Below are 16,610 nucleotides of genomic sequence, written 5' to 3'. Positions count from 1 at the left end.
CAATGTCACCCCGCACACCGTTGCGGGGTCTTTTTTATATAAAAGAATACTATCGACTAGGTGAGTTATTTTTTTTAGTTTATAAATAAATAAATTTTGAGTAAAGTTTTTTTTCTTGTTCTAAATTTTTATTTTGTATATATTGTGGTTAACAATGAAGGAATGAATAAATGAAGAAATTATCTTTAATGATGCTTTTTGCTGCTTGTTCTGTATATGCTGGTGTTTTATTACGAGCTCCTACGGAAGTGAATATGTCTACGTATGCGATTAATGATTATTCAAGGGTGGAACGATGCAATGATTTGTCACGGTCAATTGCTGATAAAAATAGATTTGTTGAACAAATGACTAGTCAGATAAAAGCGAAATATCCTAATACGACGGTTCGACATTTACGTGATCGGGAAAATGCTAATGCGACTGCGAATAGCTTTTTGACGGATTATACTGATAATTCAGAAATCGTTTTCTTTTCTGGGCATGGGGAACCTCAAACGCTGTTTTTCCATGATAAACAACAAAATTTTGGAATCAATACAAAAAGATTTGGCGGGAAAACTCGTTGGGTTTTCCTTGAGGCGTGTATGTTTTTGAATGTGAATAAGAGTGATCGGTTGAGTGCTAGCTTGAGTGATAATGAAAATATTGATTATAATAAAATGGCTATAATTGCAAGTATGTTTAATGGGGTTCATGCTATTTTGGGTAATTATGCAAATGGGTGGCAAGGAACGATTAAAAAACATTGGTATAGTAGTGCTCGTTGGCGAACTGAAGATCGCTTTAATTATTTTGCACAATACTTTATTAAAAATGGAAGTGGAATATGGGACTCTTATGTATCTGCTGTGAAAAAAGTTTATAAAAACTTTAAAGATGATAGCGCGTTAGGTTATAGTACTGGTATAACGGGATATAAACCTGCTATTGCTTATTTCTATAAACAGGGAACAAATGGAAATGCGTTGGATATGTCCTTAGAATCGTACGCACTTTCTTATGATGCTCCTGTAAGTGATGGCAGCGTTAGTGGGTATTCGATAAGATTTAAGGCTGTTTCTATTGGTTCTCCTAAATATTATTAAGGTAAGAGGAAGGTTATTTCTTATGATGAAAATTTTAGTTACTATTTTGTTGATGTTTTGCGTATCCTATTCAAAACCAAATTTGAGGTTTGATCAATCAGCAAAAAAGTTTTTGAAAGAACGACATTTGATATCTGGTCACCGTATGAGTTTTTCTACAGCAGTACGAAAAGATTCTAGAAAGTCGTTTGTGGTAGATGTGGATACAACGTCGAAGATGCAGTCTTTAATTATGCTTTCTTTAAAAGGAAAATGTAGCGTCTTGAAAAATGATGATAATTCGTTACGGATAAAAAATGATAAGTTCCGTATTGCTATGGATAAGATGAAAAAAAATGAATCGAAGTTTAGTGAGTTAGTTCTAAAAAAACTATTACCCGATTTTATTGCTAAACAATTTGATTTTATATCTCTTGATGTAGAACAACAGTTTGATCTTTATTCTGATAAAGCTGAAGAAATAGGCTACATTTTTAATTATCAAAGAGTGTATAATAACAGAATTGTTCGTAGTGCGTATGATTACCTTACGATTGCTTTAGATTCAGATGGTAAGCTCAAATGGGCTGAAATTATGATGAGTGATTTGAAAACAACGTTGGAATACGTTGAAACAGAAGAAAGCGTCGATGAAAATGAAAATGCGTTAGGTGAGGTTGTTTCTACAACCATTGATTCTTTGGAAAATAGACAGACTCATGAAAGAAGAAATGTTAAATCTGTAGTTGCCAATAGTGCTGCAGAGGCGTATTGTGAAGTTGAAGATGGTGGCAAAATAAAATTGCATCCGTGTATATCCTATACTGCAACTATGGAACTTGATAATGGGGAATCTGTATTTACAATTATAGATGCTCCGCATTCACTTAAATCATGGAGGAATTATAAAAATGGTAAGAAGAAACATATTCATTATGCTAATGGCGGCGTTAGCGGTTCTATGTTCGTGCTCCGCAAGTGAAGACGTAGGCAATTTGAATTTTAGCATAAAGGATCGCTGTAAGGATCGTCCTGTACAAACGTTGTCTAAAAGTGATAGTGAAAATCAAGAGACCGCGACGAATGATACGGTGTATTTTGAGAAAAGGGCCAATGGTCAGGTATATGCGAATATTGAAATTCCGGTTTCTTGTGGAGATATTGAATTTTCACTTTATTCTGATATGAATGGTGATACGTTATTTGTGGATGCGAAAACGAAAGGTGACGTTAGTACGTCATGCAGTTGCATGGCTGAGGTTGAAGTGGATATTCCGAACGATATGCTGTTTGCAAAATATCTCGTGCTACAAAGAAAGCGTTTTTTTGTTAAGACTGTTGTTTTTAGAGAGTAGATTATTGCTTAAGAAAAGGTACAGTTTCATTAAAAGAGGTGCTTATGCATTTTTTTGAAGGTTTTATGAAGAATTGTTTTTATTCAATTCCTTTGTGTTTCTTGATGTCGGTGACATCCCTCTTTGCTTCTGAATCTTTCAGTGGTATTGGTGTTTTGATTTGTCAAACAAAAGATGGTGTTGAAGTTGCGGAGGTTATCCCCGGCACACCCGCTGCAGAGGCAAAGCTACAAGCAAAAGATATTATCATTGCGGTTGATGGAGAATCGCTTAAAGGTATGTCTATTGAAGTGTCGAAGTCGAAACTTCGTGGACAGGAAAATAGACCACTTGAAATCATTTTCGTCAGCAATGGTGATACACTTTCAACAACGCTTCGCCGTACTCAGATTACGGTAAAGGATTTGGATAGTGAACAAATTGAATCTTGGTATGGCAATAAGTCTGAGTTAAATGCTCAGGAGATTGAAACTTATGCTGGTGCGACTGAAGGTGACAAGCGACTGGTGGCTGTGTTGCAAAACGGAACGTTGGTAAAGTCGGAATCGCCGGTTTTTGCTAGGGGGCTAAATGGGGTTTACGTCGAAAAAAAGAACGAGTTTGCCCACAAAGTGAAACGGCCCAATTTAAATAAAAACGTATCGGCGATATTGAAAGAACTGAGTCGAACGTCGGTTGGTTTTGAACTGAAATCTGCCGGTAATGCTGTAATTACCATTATGAATGCTGATGGTTCTGTGGTTGCAACGTTTGTTTATGAAAACGCTCGATCTGGATATAATTCTCTGAAATGGAATTTGGAGAATGTTCTCAGTGGCCGTTATATGGTAACTATCGAGCACAACGGCTCTGTTAGTGGAAAAAATGTTATGCTGAAATAATTAAGTTGCAATCTATTTAGATTGTGAATGCTCCGATTTGTTAAAGTCGGGGCCTTTTTTATGAATTGGAGGCTTTGTCGTATTTCGTTTTTCGTCTAAATTTCTACTATTCCTTCAATGAATCTTGTCCGCATATTCCTTTTCCTGGGTGCGCTTGCCGCGTACTCTTTCGGAGCATCCTCTTCTATGGAAAACCTTCTGTTCAATGGCCGCTGGGCCCATGATAACGGCGTAAGCCGCGCGAGTGCGCCTGCCGCATCCATCACGTTCAACGCCAAGGCTTCAAAGATTACGTTTACGGTCGAAGGTCATTCCCGCTGGCGCCTAGACCGCGACGGCAAGCCCGTTGAACAGTTCGAAGTCGATTCCAAGGAAGAGCGAACCATCAAGGTAGAGGACGATGGCAATTTCCACAAGTACCGTTTCATCAAGATTAGCGAAAGCGGCGTTCCCGAAATCAAGTTCTACGGCATTTCCGTCGATGGTGAATTTGGCGAAGCACCCAAGCCGTCCAATCGCCGCATCGAGTTCATCGGCGATTCCTTTACCGCGGGCTATGGCTGCGAAGGCTCCTCTGCCGAGGACGCGCCCGAGTTTGACAAGACGAACGCTTCCAAGAGCTACGCCTACCTCCTTGCGAGCGGTTTCAATGCCGACTATCAGGTGAATGCCTACAGCGGACGCGGCCTTGTGCGCAACTATGACAACATGGTACCCGAATGGACGTACGAACGACTCTATGATTACACGGTCATGGGCTCCGTGACCTCGTATACGAAGCCGGAACGCTGGGATTTGGAAAAGTTCCACCCGCAGGTCATCGTAATTTTTGAAGGAATTAACGATTTTCAGGGTAATCCGCCGTATGCAGATAAAGGAAAATTCAAGAAAGCATATGCTAAATTGCTCGATAAGCTCCGCAAGGCGCACCCCGGCGTAAAATTCCTGCTCGTTTCCACGAAAGTATGGCCCAATGATGACCTCGCCCCGACGATAAAGTCGATTTACGACGCTCAAATTGCTGCCGGTCACAAGGATTTGGAATATAAACACGTTCTCACGTCGAATGTCGGTTTGCATGGACATCCTGACACCCATTCCCAGGAAGAACTCGCGAACACCTTGAGGCCCATAATAGCCCGGCTTGGACGGTGGCTTTCAAGATAATTTAGGCACGGGAAAAATCCTTTTTTATATATTTAGAAAACACTGATGCCAAAAATGGATATGTGATTATGTCTTCAAAAGTTATGAGAAAAGTTTATGCCCTTTTCAGGATGAATTTCCTGATTATTGTGCTTCTGGTAATTACTGCCGTAGCCATGTTTGCGTATAGGCATTTCTTAGACGACATCATGGAGATTAATCTCGGCGAATATCCGTACGTGGTCGCAAGTGCCGACTCCGTGGATGGCGGTACTTCTGCTATTTCCATGACGCGCACCGATAGCTCGGTCCTCATCGAGTATGAACTCCGTGAAGGTTACGCTTACCCGTATGTGGGCATCAAGGTCTATCTCGGCGATGGCAAGACCATGGGCCGCGACCTTTCCAACTACGACAGCATCTTCGTGTGGCTCAAGCCGCGTAACGAGGGTTCCGTCCGCCTTTACATGCGCGGTTACGATAGCGCTCTCTACCGCAAGAATGACGAAACTTCCCTCAAGTTTAACGAAATCGAATTTACTCCGACCAAGGAACCGTATCCGGCTGTGTTTGTCCCGCAGGAATTCCGCGTGGCTGGCTGGTGGGTTTCCCAGAACGAAATCAACGTTCACAAGGCTCGCGTAGACCTTTCGAATATCCCGCTTATTGAAATCCAGACTGGTACGAACGCTCCGCTCGGTTATGGCGGTTGGGAAATCAAGGGACTTCGCTTCAAGGGCAAGAAGATTTCGCAGGTAGACCTCGTGACGACGCTTGTCGCTCTCTGGTTTGTCACCTTCCTTATCATCTTGATCATCAGATTCTTTGACTACAGTCGTGAACGCGCTCTGAACAAGAAGAAGCAAGAAGAACTCAAGAAGAACCTCATAGCTCTCGAAATCGAAAAGAGTGAATACGAAAAGTCCAGCAAGGAAGACCCGCTCACGGGCTGTCTCAACCGCGCAGGCTTCAGCGGTGTGCTCCTCCGCGAACAGGAAAAGCTCAACCGCACGGGTTCTCCGGTCTCGTTCATGATTTTCGACATTGACCATTTCAAGAACGTGAACGACACTTACGGACATCTTGTCGGTGACGAAGTTCTCGTGAATCTCGCAAAGCTCGTGCAGGGCATGATCCGCAATACGGACTCGCTCGTGCGCTGGGGCGGCGAAGAATTTGTGATCTTGAGTGAAGACACGAGCATCCAGAATGCCGCGTTCCTCGCCGAGAAGTTGCGCAAGGCGATCGAAGCTTCGACGCTTATCACGCAGCAGCAGGTGACTTGCTCCTTCGGCGTGACCGAGATGGTGCCTGGCGAAGATCCGAAGTCTCTCATTGCCCGTGCGGACAAGGCTCTCTACTCTTCTAAGGAAAATGGCCGCAACCGCGTGACGGTCGCAACGTTCAGACGTAACCACTAAGGGTTCACGATGATCCGCATTTGGCTTATTCTCGCAGTTTCGGTCTTGTGGCTCGTTTCGTGCTCCAAGCATCCGGAAGTGGACGGCTTTAAGCAAATTCAGCTCCATTGGAATGCCGTTGACGAAGCGGCAGAATCGTCGGAGTCCAAAGACAAATGTGTGATTGAAATCACATCGAAGGTAATGAGCGATCCGGTGGTGCTCAAGTCCAAGCTCGTTGAAATCTCTTACGAAGTCTTTTACCAGCTAGATGAAAAGGGCGGTCTCGTGTTTGATGGCCGCTGTGGCGACACTCGTTTTAGCGATTTGTTGGAGTGCTCCTGGCAGTCGACTTGCTCTGGCGGTTCGGCGTCCGTTGTAAAATTCCACAACGAACGATAACGGCGTACCCTAACCTATTGAACCATATATAGATATCTTTATAGAGGTTCAAACCGCCCGCATTGTCTAGTGTCGGCAGCTCGCCGTGAGGAATTTCTGTGAAACCGATTTTTGAATATACCGATTATCGCGAATGGATTAGGGATGCTTTTGAAGATTTCAAGAAGCGTAAGACCGTTATATCCTGGCGATACATGGCAATGAAGCTCGGCGCAGACCCCGGCAACCTCCTCCGTATTTCGCAGGGTAAAATCCACCTCGCTGTAAACTTCATCAAGCCGATGGCAGAGTTCTTTGAGCTTGACGAAAAGGAAACCGCCTACTGGTCGGAACTCGTGTACTTCGGTCGCGCGAAAAGCGACCAGGAAGCCTTGAACCATTACGAGAAGATGCAAGCTTTGAAGGGTATTCCCTTAAAGCGCCTTGCCAAAAAAGAACTTGAATTTTACCGCCATTGGTACTACAACGCTATCCGTTCTGTTATCGGTATTTGTAATTTTAAAGATGATTATGAAGGTCTTGCCGAATGCTGCACGCCGGCTATCACGGTGGAGCAGGCAAAGGATGCCATCAAACTCCTGCATGACCTGAACATGATTTCTGAGGGTAAGGACGGGTACTGGAAAGTGAATGATACATTTGTGAGTACAGGTGGTAACTGGAGATCCGAAGCGGTTCGGACATTCCAGAAGGAGACGATTCGCCTTGCGGGTGAATCGCTGGAACGGCATGCGCCTCCTCTGCGCGATATCAGCACGGTGACGATGACGTTCAACATGAACGATATCCAGCTCATTCGTGAAAAGATCAAGGAGTTCCGCTCGGACTTGCTGCGTCTTTCGCAGGATGGTACGGGTGACGATACGGTGTTCCAGCTGAATGTTCAGCTGTTCCCGCTTGCTTTTACTAAGAAACTGCAGGAGAAGTCAAAATGAAAAGGCTAGCCTGCATACTTTCAGCTCTTATGCTCTGGAGCTGCTCGGACAAGGTCGCTGGTGGCCCCGGCAGCGAAACGACGAACGGCATTGCTTACTTGGGCAATGGCGCTGTGGCGTCTTATGCACGTGTGGCTATCAGAAGTGTTGATCACACTTCGACGGCTGATAGTGCGACAAATGAACTTGTGAACGCGGACTTCTACGCGGATTCCCTCGGTAACTTCTCGTTCGAGGCTCCGGAAGGCGAGTACCGCTTGACGATTGTGTATGGCGGTTCTGCCTACACTGGACTTTACTCGGGCGATACGACCTTGGGCAGCGTGAACCTTGAACCGACTGCGGCCCTTGGCGGCTTGGCGGATGTGCCTGAAGATTGCGACTTTGTCTGGGTGGGCGTGCGCGGCATGGATGTGCTTGTGCGCTCGGATTCGACCGGCCGCTTTATGCTCTCGCAGTTGCCATCGAACGACTCGTTGCAGGTGTACTTCTTGCGCGGTGACGACAACACGGTCTATGATGACTTGGCTGTAAAGCTCTCGCCGAACGAAACGGAAATGGTTGACCTCCAGCCCGAAAAGCCGGACCCGTACGCCGGGAAGGTTAAGTTTGTGGCAGTGGCAGACGGCAAGGTTGTTCCGTATGCATCGCTTGCAATCCGCAAGGCTGACGCGCGTGTTGATTCTTTGCACGTGAGTAACGTCATTGCCGAAGCAGATGCTTATGCTGACAAGGACGGTCTCTTTGTCATTGATTCCTTGAAGTCTGGCGATTACCGCCTCACTGTAATGCAGTCGGGTGCCGCCTATTCCAAGGTGCTTTCGGCAAAGCAGATTGCTGCCCTTGATACGATTGAACTTCAGGAAACGGCAAACTACATGAGCCGTGTGACACTCCATGCCGGCGAAAAGTATGCGTGGGTGGGTGTCTATGGTCTCGACGTCTTGACGAAGACGAACGAAGAAGGGACGTTCACACTCCCGACGCTCCCGACGAACGATTCGCTCGATATCTATGTTGTCACTACTAAAGATAGCTTGTATGTAACAAAGCGCATTGCGCCTTCCAAGGGCTCTGCTGATTTCGACTATCCGTATGTAGTGATGCAGAACTTCGAAAACGTGAAGGATACCGGAAACTGGTATTTTAGCACGGATTCTGTTGGCTCCAAGATTCTGTCCAAGTCGTTCGATACGGATAACGAGCGCAAGTCCAAGGTGTTCCACGGAAAGTACAACCTGGTGGGAACGAATAATATTTACGCTTGGGTTTTGACCGGCATGTTCCTCCGCGACGAAGGTTGGAACCTCTCCACGCTCGATTCTATTTCGTTCTATGCCAAGGGTTCGGGCCAGATTCGCGTGTCTCTTGAAAACTGGACCCGTGAATCCGAAGTCGCAGGGCTCTCGCTCAAGGCCGCCTCGGAATGGAAGGACCTGAATTCTCAGAAATGGACGCGTTATGTCGTGAAATACGATGACCTGTGCTATACCGCCCAGGATGTAAGCAACTGCTATATCGCATGGAATACGCTTAAGGACGATGTCCGCCAGCTGCATTTCTTCGTAAGAAATGGAACAGAATTCTATCTCGACGATATAGTGCTCTATGGCGCTCTTTTCTAGAGATTTAGAAATAACTTTTTACAAATAAATTAAAATTAACAAGTTTCTCGGTAATAAGCGAGGACTTGTTATTTTTTTGTTATGTATGTGGACTCGTTTAGAGAAAAAAGCGTCGGCCAAGGATGGGGAGGGTGCAGGGAGGGGCCCGTGCGGCCTTCGCAACTCCGAGCTGGGGCCCCTCCCGCATGCTAAACTTCTTAAATTAAAGATTTAAAACTCTAGTTTTAGTGGTAAAGCCCTTTTAAGTGCGCCTCGAATTAAGTATCTTTGTGCACATGCAGTCTATTGAATCAGAAGCAAAAATTGCTCAGGAATATCTCGCCCGCATCGCAAAAGATGCCGAGGCGAAGTTTGATGAACATCTCCCCCCAGTAAAGGACCGTCCGTGCCGTTTGCACGAGGCTATGCGCTATTCCATGTTCGCAGGCGGCAAGCGCTTACGTCCGGGACTTGCGAAGGCCACGTTCGACATGTTTGGCGGCAAGGGAGAAAAAATTTGGCTTGCAACGAGCGCTCTCGAAATGCTCCACACGTTCAGCCTTATCCACGATGACCTTCCGTGTGTCGATAACGACGACTACCGCCGTGGAAAGCTCACGAGCCACAAGAAGTTTGGCGAAGCTACTGCCGTGATGGCTGGCGACGCCCTCTGCATCCACGCCTTCGAGATGATGGGCAAGACCGGTAACGCAAAGGCTATCGAACTCCTTGCTCACTTGCTCGGCACTTACGGCATGATCGGTGGCGAAATGACCGATATCGAATGCGAAGGCAAGACTGTCGATCTCGAAATTGTCGATTACATTCACTACCACAAGACGGCAGCCCTCATCGAAGCCTCTCTCCTCGTGGGTGCGATGCTTGCAAAGGCAAGTGAAAAGGATATGGAAATCATCCGCAACTACGGCCGCTCCATCGGGCTTGCCTTCCAGATTGTGGATGACATTCTGGACATTGTCTCTACGACCGAAGAACTCGGTAAGGACGCCGGGTCTGACATCGAAAAGGGCAAGGCAACTTACCCGTCCATCGTTGGACTGGAAAAGTCTAGGGAACGCGCTAGGGAACTCTACGAGGAATCCATCAAGGCTTTGGATGGCCTTACATGCGATACCTCCATCCTCCGTTCTATAGCGGCATACATCATCACGCGAGTGAAATAAATGGAACTGAAAGACGTTAAGTCGCCTCAGGACTTGAAGCACTGTTCCGTCGAGGAACTGAACCATCTCGCCGCGCAGATCCGCGAGACCATCATTGGTCAAGTGGCTAAGCACGGTGGTCACTTGGCATCGAGCCTTGGCGTTGTTGAACTGACTCTTGCGCTGCACTACGTGTTCAACGCACCTGACGATAAGATCGTGTGGGACGTGGGACACCAGGCGTACGTGCACAAGCTATTGACCGGTCGCTATGACCGATTCGATACCTTGCGCCAGCAGGGAGGCATTTCCGGCTTCCTCAAGAGGAATGAAAGCGTTTACGACTGCTTCGGGGCGGGCCACGCCACGACGTCTATTTCTGCGGCTCTCGGCTTTGCCGTTGCGCGCGACCATTTCAACCGCAACAACAACGTGGTTGCTGTCATTGGAGATGGCTCCATGACGGGCGGTATGGCTTACGAGGCTATCAATAACGTTGGCGCCTCCAAGCAGAACATGACCATCATCTTGAACGATAACAAGATGAGTATCGCACCGAACATCGGCGGCTTTAGCAAGTACCTGAACCGCGTGATTTCGGATCCGGTTTACAACAAGATGCGTACGGACCTGGATCGCCTGATGCATCGTTTGCCGGGCATTCTGGGTTCTCGTTTCCGTGACCTCTTCTTGCAGGTCGAGAATGCGGCGAAGAACGCTGTGAAGCCTGGTCGCTTCTTTGAAGACCTCGGCATCCGCTACTTTGGTCCGATTGATGGTCACGACATCGATGAACTCGTGATGATTCTTGAACGCGTCAAGCAGCAGCAGGGGCCGTGCCTTGTTCATGTGCTGACCGAGAAGGGTCGCGGTTTTGATGCTGCCGAAAAGAATCCGACAAAGTATCACGGTTGCGGGGCGTTCGACCCTGAAAGCGGACTCCCGCTTGCTCCGGGCAATCCGAACCCGTCTCTCACGAGCGTGTTTGGCAATACGCTTTTGCAGCTTGCCCGTAAGGACAAGCGCATCATGGGGATCACGGCTGCAATGCCTACAGGCTGCGGCATGGATATCGTCGCAAAGGAACTCCCGGACCGCGTGATTGACGTGGGCATTGCCGAAGAGCATGCCGTGACGTTTGCGGCGGGCATGGCTTGCGATGGCGTTGTGCCTGTGGTCGCGATTTATTCGTCGTTCATGCAGCGCGCCTACGACCAGATTATCCACGACATTGCACTCCAGAACTTGCATGTGGTGCTTGTGCTCGACCGTGCCGGCCTTGTCGGTGCTGACGGTCCGACGCATCATGGCGCCTTTGACTTGTCGTTCTTGCGGACTGTTCCCGGAATGACCATCTTGGCACCCTCCAATGAAAATGAACTGCGCGACATGTTGACTGCCGCCATCGATATGGAAGGTGTCGTGGCTATCCGCTATCCGAGAGGCACTGCACTTTCTGCAGAGCTTGTCCCCTCGGAAGGACTGTTCGATTATAAAAGCCCCAAGATTCTTGAGAAGGGCTCCGGCATACTCCTTTTGGGTGCCGGCTTCATGACAAATGAACTCAAGAAAACAGCCGCCGTGCTTCGTGAAAACGGATACAACCCGACGCTTGTGGATGCCCGTTTTATTAAGCCGCTAGACCAGGAATGCTACCGTTCGCTGTTTGACAGCCACAATGTCATTGTGACGCTCGAAGACAATACGAAGGTGGGTGGCTATGGTTCAGCCATTGCGGAACTTTTGTCCGATCTCGGCTATACGGACAAGAAGCTGTACCGGTTTGGTCTTCCGGACAGATTCGTTGAACAGGGAGAAATCAAGGCTCTCTACAAGATCTTAGAAATTGACGGGGAATCCGTCGCCAAACAGTTGATGGAAAAACTATGAGTGAAGAAGAAAACAAACCGAAGCGTACTGTAAGAATCACGCTGGATCGTAAATTCGGAGTCAGTGAAGCTCCTGAACGCCGCCCTCGTCGTGACGATGACCGCGGTTCCTTTGGCGACAAGCCCTCGTTCCGTGGTGATCGTGGCGATCGTCGTTTTGACCGTGACCGCGGCGACCGCCGCTTTGACCGTGGTGAACGCCGTTTCGACCGTGACAACCGCGATGAAAACCGCGAAGGCCGTCCGTTCAATCGTGAAGAACGCCGTGGTGGTGGTCGCTTTGACCGTGATCGCCGTCCGCGCCGCTTTGGCGACAAGCCGTTTAACCGCGGACCGCGCGGTGCCATGAACGCCCCGGTCTACCGTCAGCGTCCGGAACAGAAGGAAGCCGTTGACGAAAACTTGGACGAAGCCGCACTCGAAGCACGCGCCGCCCAGATTGAAGCCGTTGAAGATGCAGGCTCTACACCGCCGTGGTTCAAGCGCCTCATCGCTTGCACGACTGAAAAGGGTCGCGAACGCGAAGGCAAGTTCCTTGGTGAAGGCGTTCACGTTGTTGAAGAACTCGTGAAGCACCACCGCGAACTCGTGATTTCTGTTTACGTTGTCGAAGGCTTTGAAAATGAAGAACTCATCGAAGCTATTAACGAAGCCGAAATTACGCTCCACACTCTTACCGAAGACCAGATGAAGCGCCTCTCTTCGACGATGACGACGCAGGGCATCATCGCTTACTGCAACATCGCAAGCAAGAAGCCGGTCTACGAAACGAGCCGCAGCGTGCTTACGCTTGTGGATGCCGTGCAGGATCCGGGTAACCTCGGCACGCTTTTCCGCACGAGCCTTGGTTTCAATTCTTCGGGCATGATTCTCGGTCGTGGTACCGTGAGCCCGTTCAACCCGAAGGTCGTTCGCGGTTCCTCGGGTACGTTCCTCCGTGTTCCGTTTGAATTCGACGTGGATCTCGTGGACCAGATTAACTTCCTTCGCAGCAAGGGCTATACCATCATCGCTACGGATTTGCATGCTAAGCAGTCCCTCCGCGAAATCCCGGCTCACAAGCTCCGCAAGATGGCTTTCCTCGTGGGTAACGAAGGTGCTGGCACGAACCCGTACTTCATCGAACTCGCCGACGAAACGGTGAAGATCCCGATGAGCAGTGAACTTGAATCTCTGAATGTGGCTGTCGCACACGGCATTCTCTCTTACGAAGCCGCCCAGATTCAGGAGGAATTGAAGTAATGACGTGCTTTTACGATCGCCTTGAACAGCGTATTGCAAAGTGCGGCAACCCGGTGTGCATGGGCATGGACCCTGTGCTCAAGCTCATCCCGCTCGAAGGCACTCCCGAAGACCGCATAAAGCGCTTCTATTCCGACATCTTGGAATGCTGCCTCAAGCGTAACGTGCAGCCGGCTGTCGTAAAGCCGAACAGCGCTTATTACGAATGCGTGAGCGTGCAGTCGATGCTCGTTTTGCAGCAGCTCATTGCCGATTACAGAAGCGCAGGCATCCCGGTTATCTTGGATGCAAAGCGCGGTGACATTGGCAAGTCCAGTGCCGCCTACGCCAACGCCGCTTACGATGTTTACCGTGCAGATGCCGTGACCGTCTCTCCGTGGATGGGTGCCGATTCTGTCGGTCCGTTCATTCGCGAAGATAGCGAAAACGGTGCCTACGTGCTCCTCCGCACAAGCAACAAGGGCGCTCACGATTTCCAGGATTTGCCTGTTACTCGCAGTGACGATCCGCGCGACGTTGCCGAAGCGTTCTATTCCGTAGCGGACAAGATTATGGAATGGGATGCTGACAAGGGTTACCTCGGTGCCGTTGTCGGTGCAACCCACCCGGAAGAACTTGAGAAGATTACGGCTTACACCGTTGCTCACAAACACGAAATCCCGTTCCTCATTCCGGGCGTGTCCATTCCGGGCGTGCCGGGTGGTCAGGGCGGCGATGCCAAGACTGTTCTCCAGGCTATCCAAAACGGTGGCGGCAAGCGCAAGTTCCATGTGCTCAACTCGAGCAGTGGACTCAACTTTGCTTGGCAGCGTAACGATACGCCGGCAAACTACGCGAACGATTGCGTCGATGCACTCGAAAAACTCGCAGAGGCTTGCCAGCTTTAATTAACTTATGCGTTTCCTTGCTGCTATTATAACTGCTATTGCCATCATCGCGCTTGCGTTCCATTACGCCAAGCCGTTGCCTGACACGAACTTTGACGAATCCTTCTTGCCGAAGGCTTCGTCTGTTCGCTATGTGGCAGCAGGGCATGACGCATCGGTAGCGGGGCTCTTTTGGATCAAGGGCCTTACCGAACTTGGTGAAAGCTACCTCACCGGCAAGGAATATGCGTATCTCGGCCATGTCGCCGAACTTTCGACGAGCTTGGATTCGCTATTCTATACGCCGTATTATTTTGTCGGTGGCGTGACGCCCGTAGATGCTCCCGATACTTCGGACTTCTCGGTACTCCGCCGTGCGACTCGCGTTTATCCTGAAAACTGGCGCCTTTCGCTTTACTTTGCACTCCGCCTCGCTCGTGGTCCGTACCCCAACAAGACCGAAGCCGCTAACGTGATGCGCAAGTATTTCGATAGTCCGGATACAACGATTCCCGATCACATCCGCACGATTTACCGCAGCTTTGAACTCGACTCCATGCAGACCGAGACTGCGCTTGAAACAATCTTGAACGACGTGATGCAACCGCGTTTCAAGAAATTTCGTGCAAGCTTTTATACAAAGATTCTCAAGCTCCTCGGTTACAAGGGCTTGATTGCCGACTACGACAAGGACGAAAACTACCAGAAGGTCAAATACCTTGTCGATGGCATGGTCGAAGGCCGCATCCCGCCGGTTGTCGTTTACAACCGCCTCCTTGCCATGAAAAAAGTCGAAGAACCCGCCGTGGATTCTACTGCCGCTGATACGGCTAAAGTAAGTGTTGCGGATTCTTTAGTACAGAAATAATTATTCTGCGCAGCGTTTAGTGTTGTTGGGGAGACCCATCAGCTCAAATGATGTTTTGCAGCGACGGAGCAAATCCTTTGCAACTGCAGGATTTGTCTTGCTCATAAGCTTTGCGCGATGGTAAAGAATGCTTGCGGTCATGTAAGGTGTATTGGACTTGACCGATTCAGATTCTGCCTTGTGGTAGAATTTATCGGCATCGTCTTGACCTAGCAAATCCCTAGTGCGGGCTTCCGTCCAGTAGTAAATTCCCGTATCGTCATCGAGGCGCTTGTCGACCATCTTGAGGGCTTGCTTGGCTTTGTCTTCGCGGTGGGCGCCTGCATAGGCAATAGCGCATTCCGAATAGAATGAACCTTGCAATTCGTCGGCAAGTTTATCCAGTTCCTCTTCACTAACGCTCTCGCAAAGCGAAACTGCTTCGTTAAACTTTTCGGTTGCGTTTTTCAAAGTCACTTTTGACTTGATGAGCATTGCTTTTGTGGAACGGTCCAAGCCATCATCGTGGATGACGTTCAACAGTGAATCGGCGAGTTCAAAATCGAGACTCATGGTGCGGATTTGACCCATGGCGATAAAGATGCGAGTCTCGGAATTGAGGTCCGCTTCTTTACGGCTTGCAACGAGAGCGCGTTCGAGCTGCGAATAGCCTTTGGCAAAATTCCCTGCCTTAATGGACTTCTGCGCACGTGAGGCGATTTTCCCGGATTCCGTGGCAAATGCAGCGGTTCCGCTAAGCGCTACGCAAAGAGCGATTTTCAAAGCCTTCGTTACCATAGCGTCTCCACGACAAAGGGCACAGAGTCATGCTTCGGTATATTGCCTTTCAAAAGCCACATCTTGGACATGCCGTTCATTAAGTCGTCTGCACTCTGCAAGGTGCTTTCCGTTGTATTCATGAAGTCTTGCAGTCCGGTAGTGACCGTGCCGAAGTCTGTCACGAGGTTGTCTACACGGCCCACGGTAGAATCCATAGAGTTCAAAAGCGAAGTGACCTGACCCGGTAACGGTTTGAAATCTTCAAGCAAATTGCTTACGTTATCCGTGACTTCGTTTGCGCGGCTGACGAGTCGCGGTACGTCGGTCTTCATTGTATCGAGCAAGAAGGATGTCTTCTTCAGCACGTTCTTGCCGATGAATGTAATTTCGTCTAGGCGGAACAATTGACGGTTGAGATTGTCGTAAAGTGCACGGGAACCGAACAACGCACCCATGGTCGTTCCTGTATCGAGAGCCATTGCGATAAGCGTGTCGGCGGCATCGATGAGGTGGTTTACGCGGCCCAAAAGTTCGTTGGCGGTTTCCACGACGGTTTCGATATCTTGAGCTTTGCCTGCCGTTAAGGTATCCCCGTCTTGAAGAATATTTCCTTTGCCGTTCCTGATGTCAATATTGATGACTCGAGCCGAAATCATGTTCTGGTCGCGGATGGCGTAGACTGATGCACTGTCGGTAATCAGCGGCTGGAATTCCTGGCGGATGGCAAATTCCATAAGCACACCCATGCCATCGGAATTGATCTTCATGTTTTTAATCTGTCCGACATCGACACCGCTAATCTGTACACGGGTACCCGGTCTAAGGCCGAGAGCCTTTTCGAACTTACTGTGCAGCGTGTACTCTTTGACCTTGATGACTCCGTTGTCATTGAGGTAGTGGTAGAGCGTCAGCGAAAAAATCATTACAGCAACGGTGGTCACAACGCCGACCAGGAGGCCGGACATTTCCATCCAGTTGATCTGTTTTATCTTTTGAAATGCCATTGCTTGCGTGAAATATAAATAGATTATAT

16 protein-coding genes are annotated in these 16,610 nt (G+C 48.7%); 14 read left to right on the top strand and 2 right to left on the bottom strand.

Translation table 11 applies throughout. The features are described 5' to 3' along the window. Nucleotides 1-170: 170 nt before the first annotated feature. The 14 genes from B9Y77_RS13760 to B9Y77_RS13695 all read left to right on the top strand — a co-directional run bounded on the left by B9Y77_RS13760 (nt 171) and on the right by B9Y77_RS13695 (nt 14,818). Entirely contained in the window at nt 171-1,088 is a 918-nt protein-coding gene (locus B9Y77_RS13760; protein ID WP_085492053.1) for a DUF6345 domain-containing protein, read from the top strand. A gap of 22 nt (nt 1,089-1,110) precedes the next feature. Next, nucleotides 1,111-2,049: a hypothetical protein gene (locus tag B9Y77_RS13755; protein ID WP_085492052.1), complete on the top strand. Its 939-nt coding sequence runs from the start codon at nt 1,111-1,113 to the stop codon at nt 2,047-2,049. Further along, complete coding sequence (locus tag B9Y77_RS13750; protein WP_176221775.1) at nt 2,009-2,422, top strand: hypothetical protein; 414 nt, start codon at nt 2,009-2,011, stop codon at nt 2,420-2,422. Before B9Y77_RS13755 ends, B9Y77_RS13750 begins: the two co-directional genes overlap by 41 nt. Before the next feature lie 44 nt (nt 2,423-2,466). Further along, nucleotides 2,467-3,303, top strand: a complete 837-nt coding sequence (locus B9Y77_RS13745; protein WP_254900053.1) for a PDZ domain-containing protein — start codon at nt 2,467-2,469, stop codon at nt 3,301-3,303. A gap of 117 nt (nt 3,304-3,420) precedes the next feature. Beyond that, nucleotides 3,421-4,470 (top strand): SGNH/GDSL hydrolase family protein, encoded by a 1,050-nt coding sequence (locus tag B9Y77_RS13740; protein WP_085492050.1) that lies wholly within the window; start codon nt 3,421-3,423, stop codon nt 4,468-4,470. 110 nt (nt 4,471-4,580) lie between these two features. Continuing rightward, the gene (locus tag B9Y77_RS13735) at nt 4,581-5,870 is read left to right on the top strand and encodes a GGDEF domain-containing protein (protein WP_254900052.1); all 1,290 of its coding nucleotides are present in this window, start codon (nt 4,581-4,583) and stop codon (nt 5,868-5,870) included. A gap of 9 nt (nt 5,871-5,879) precedes the next feature. Continuing rightward, on the top strand, nt 5,880-6,251 hold the full coding sequence (locus B9Y77_RS13730) for a hypothetical protein (protein WP_085492048.1): 372 nt from the start codon (nt 5,880-5,882) through the stop codon (nt 6,249-6,251). Nucleotides 6,252-6,349: 98 nt separating this feature from the next. Then, a complete protein-coding gene (locus tag B9Y77_RS13725) occupies nt 6,350-7,186 on the top strand; it encodes a TIGR02147 family protein (protein WP_073425402.1) in 837 nt (278 codons plus the stop codon). Then, a complete protein-coding gene (locus tag B9Y77_RS13720) occupies nt 7,183-8,811 on the top strand; it encodes a carboxypeptidase-like regulatory domain-containing protein (protein WP_085492047.1) in 1,629 nt (542 codons plus the stop codon). The genes B9Y77_RS13725 and B9Y77_RS13720 overlap by 4 nt, the downstream gene beginning before the upstream one ends. 275 nt (nt 8,812-9,086) lie before the next feature. Beyond that, a complete protein-coding gene (locus tag B9Y77_RS13715; protein ID WP_014546321.1) occupies nt 9,087-9,974 on the top strand; it encodes a polyprenyl synthetase family protein in 888 nt (295 codons plus the stop codon). Then, nucleotides 9,975-11,843 (top strand): 1-deoxy-D-xylulose-5-phosphate synthase, encoded by a 1,869-nt coding sequence (dxs, locus tag B9Y77_RS13710; protein ID WP_085492046.1) that lies wholly within the window; start codon nt 9,975-9,977, stop codon nt 11,841-11,843. Further along, nucleotides 11,840-13,084 carry a TrmH family RNA methyltransferase gene (locus tag B9Y77_RS13705; protein WP_085492045.1) on the top strand — a complete coding sequence of 415 codons (1,245 nt, stop codon included), beginning with the start codon at nt 11,840-11,842 and terminating at the stop codon, nt 13,082-13,084. Before dxs ends, B9Y77_RS13705 begins: the two co-directional genes overlap by 4 nt. Continuing rightward, nucleotides 13,084-13,971 carry an orotidine-5'-phosphate decarboxylase gene (gene pyrF / locus B9Y77_RS13700; RefSeq protein WP_085492044.1) on the top strand — a complete coding sequence of 296 codons (888 nt, stop codon included), beginning with the start codon at nt 13,084-13,086 and terminating at the stop codon, nt 13,969-13,971. Before B9Y77_RS13705 ends, pyrF begins: the two co-directional genes overlap by 1 nt. Before the next feature lie 7 nt (nt 13,972-13,978). Further along, nucleotides 13,979-14,818 carry a hypothetical protein gene (locus tag B9Y77_RS13695; protein WP_085492043.1) on the top strand — a complete coding sequence of 280 codons (840 nt, stop codon included), beginning with the start codon at nt 13,979-13,981 and terminating at the stop codon, nt 14,816-14,818. On the opposite strand, the gene B9Y77_RS13690 is transcribed toward B9Y77_RS13695, so the two are convergent. Then, nucleotides 14,819-15,595 carry a hypothetical protein gene (locus B9Y77_RS13690; RefSeq protein WP_085492042.1) on the bottom strand — a complete coding sequence of 259 codons (777 nt, stop codon included), beginning with the start codon at nt 15,593-15,595 and terminating at the stop codon, nt 14,819-14,821. After that, a complete protein-coding gene (locus B9Y77_RS13685; protein ID WP_073425414.1) occupies nt 15,589-16,581 on the bottom strand; it encodes an MlaD family protein in 993 nt (330 codons plus the stop codon). The genes B9Y77_RS13690 and B9Y77_RS13685 overlap by 7 nt, the downstream gene beginning before the upstream one ends. Nucleotides 16,582-16,610: the final 29 nt, after the last annotated feature.

Source organism: Fibrobacter sp. UWB13 (genome assembly GCF_900177805.1).
In the GTDB taxonomy this organism is placed as follows: Bacteria; Fibrobacterota; Fibrobacteria; order Fibrobacterales; family Fibrobacteraceae; genus Fibrobacter.
Note: the sequence above shows the minus strand (reverse complement) of the source record. Positions and strands in the feature narration are given on the sequence as shown.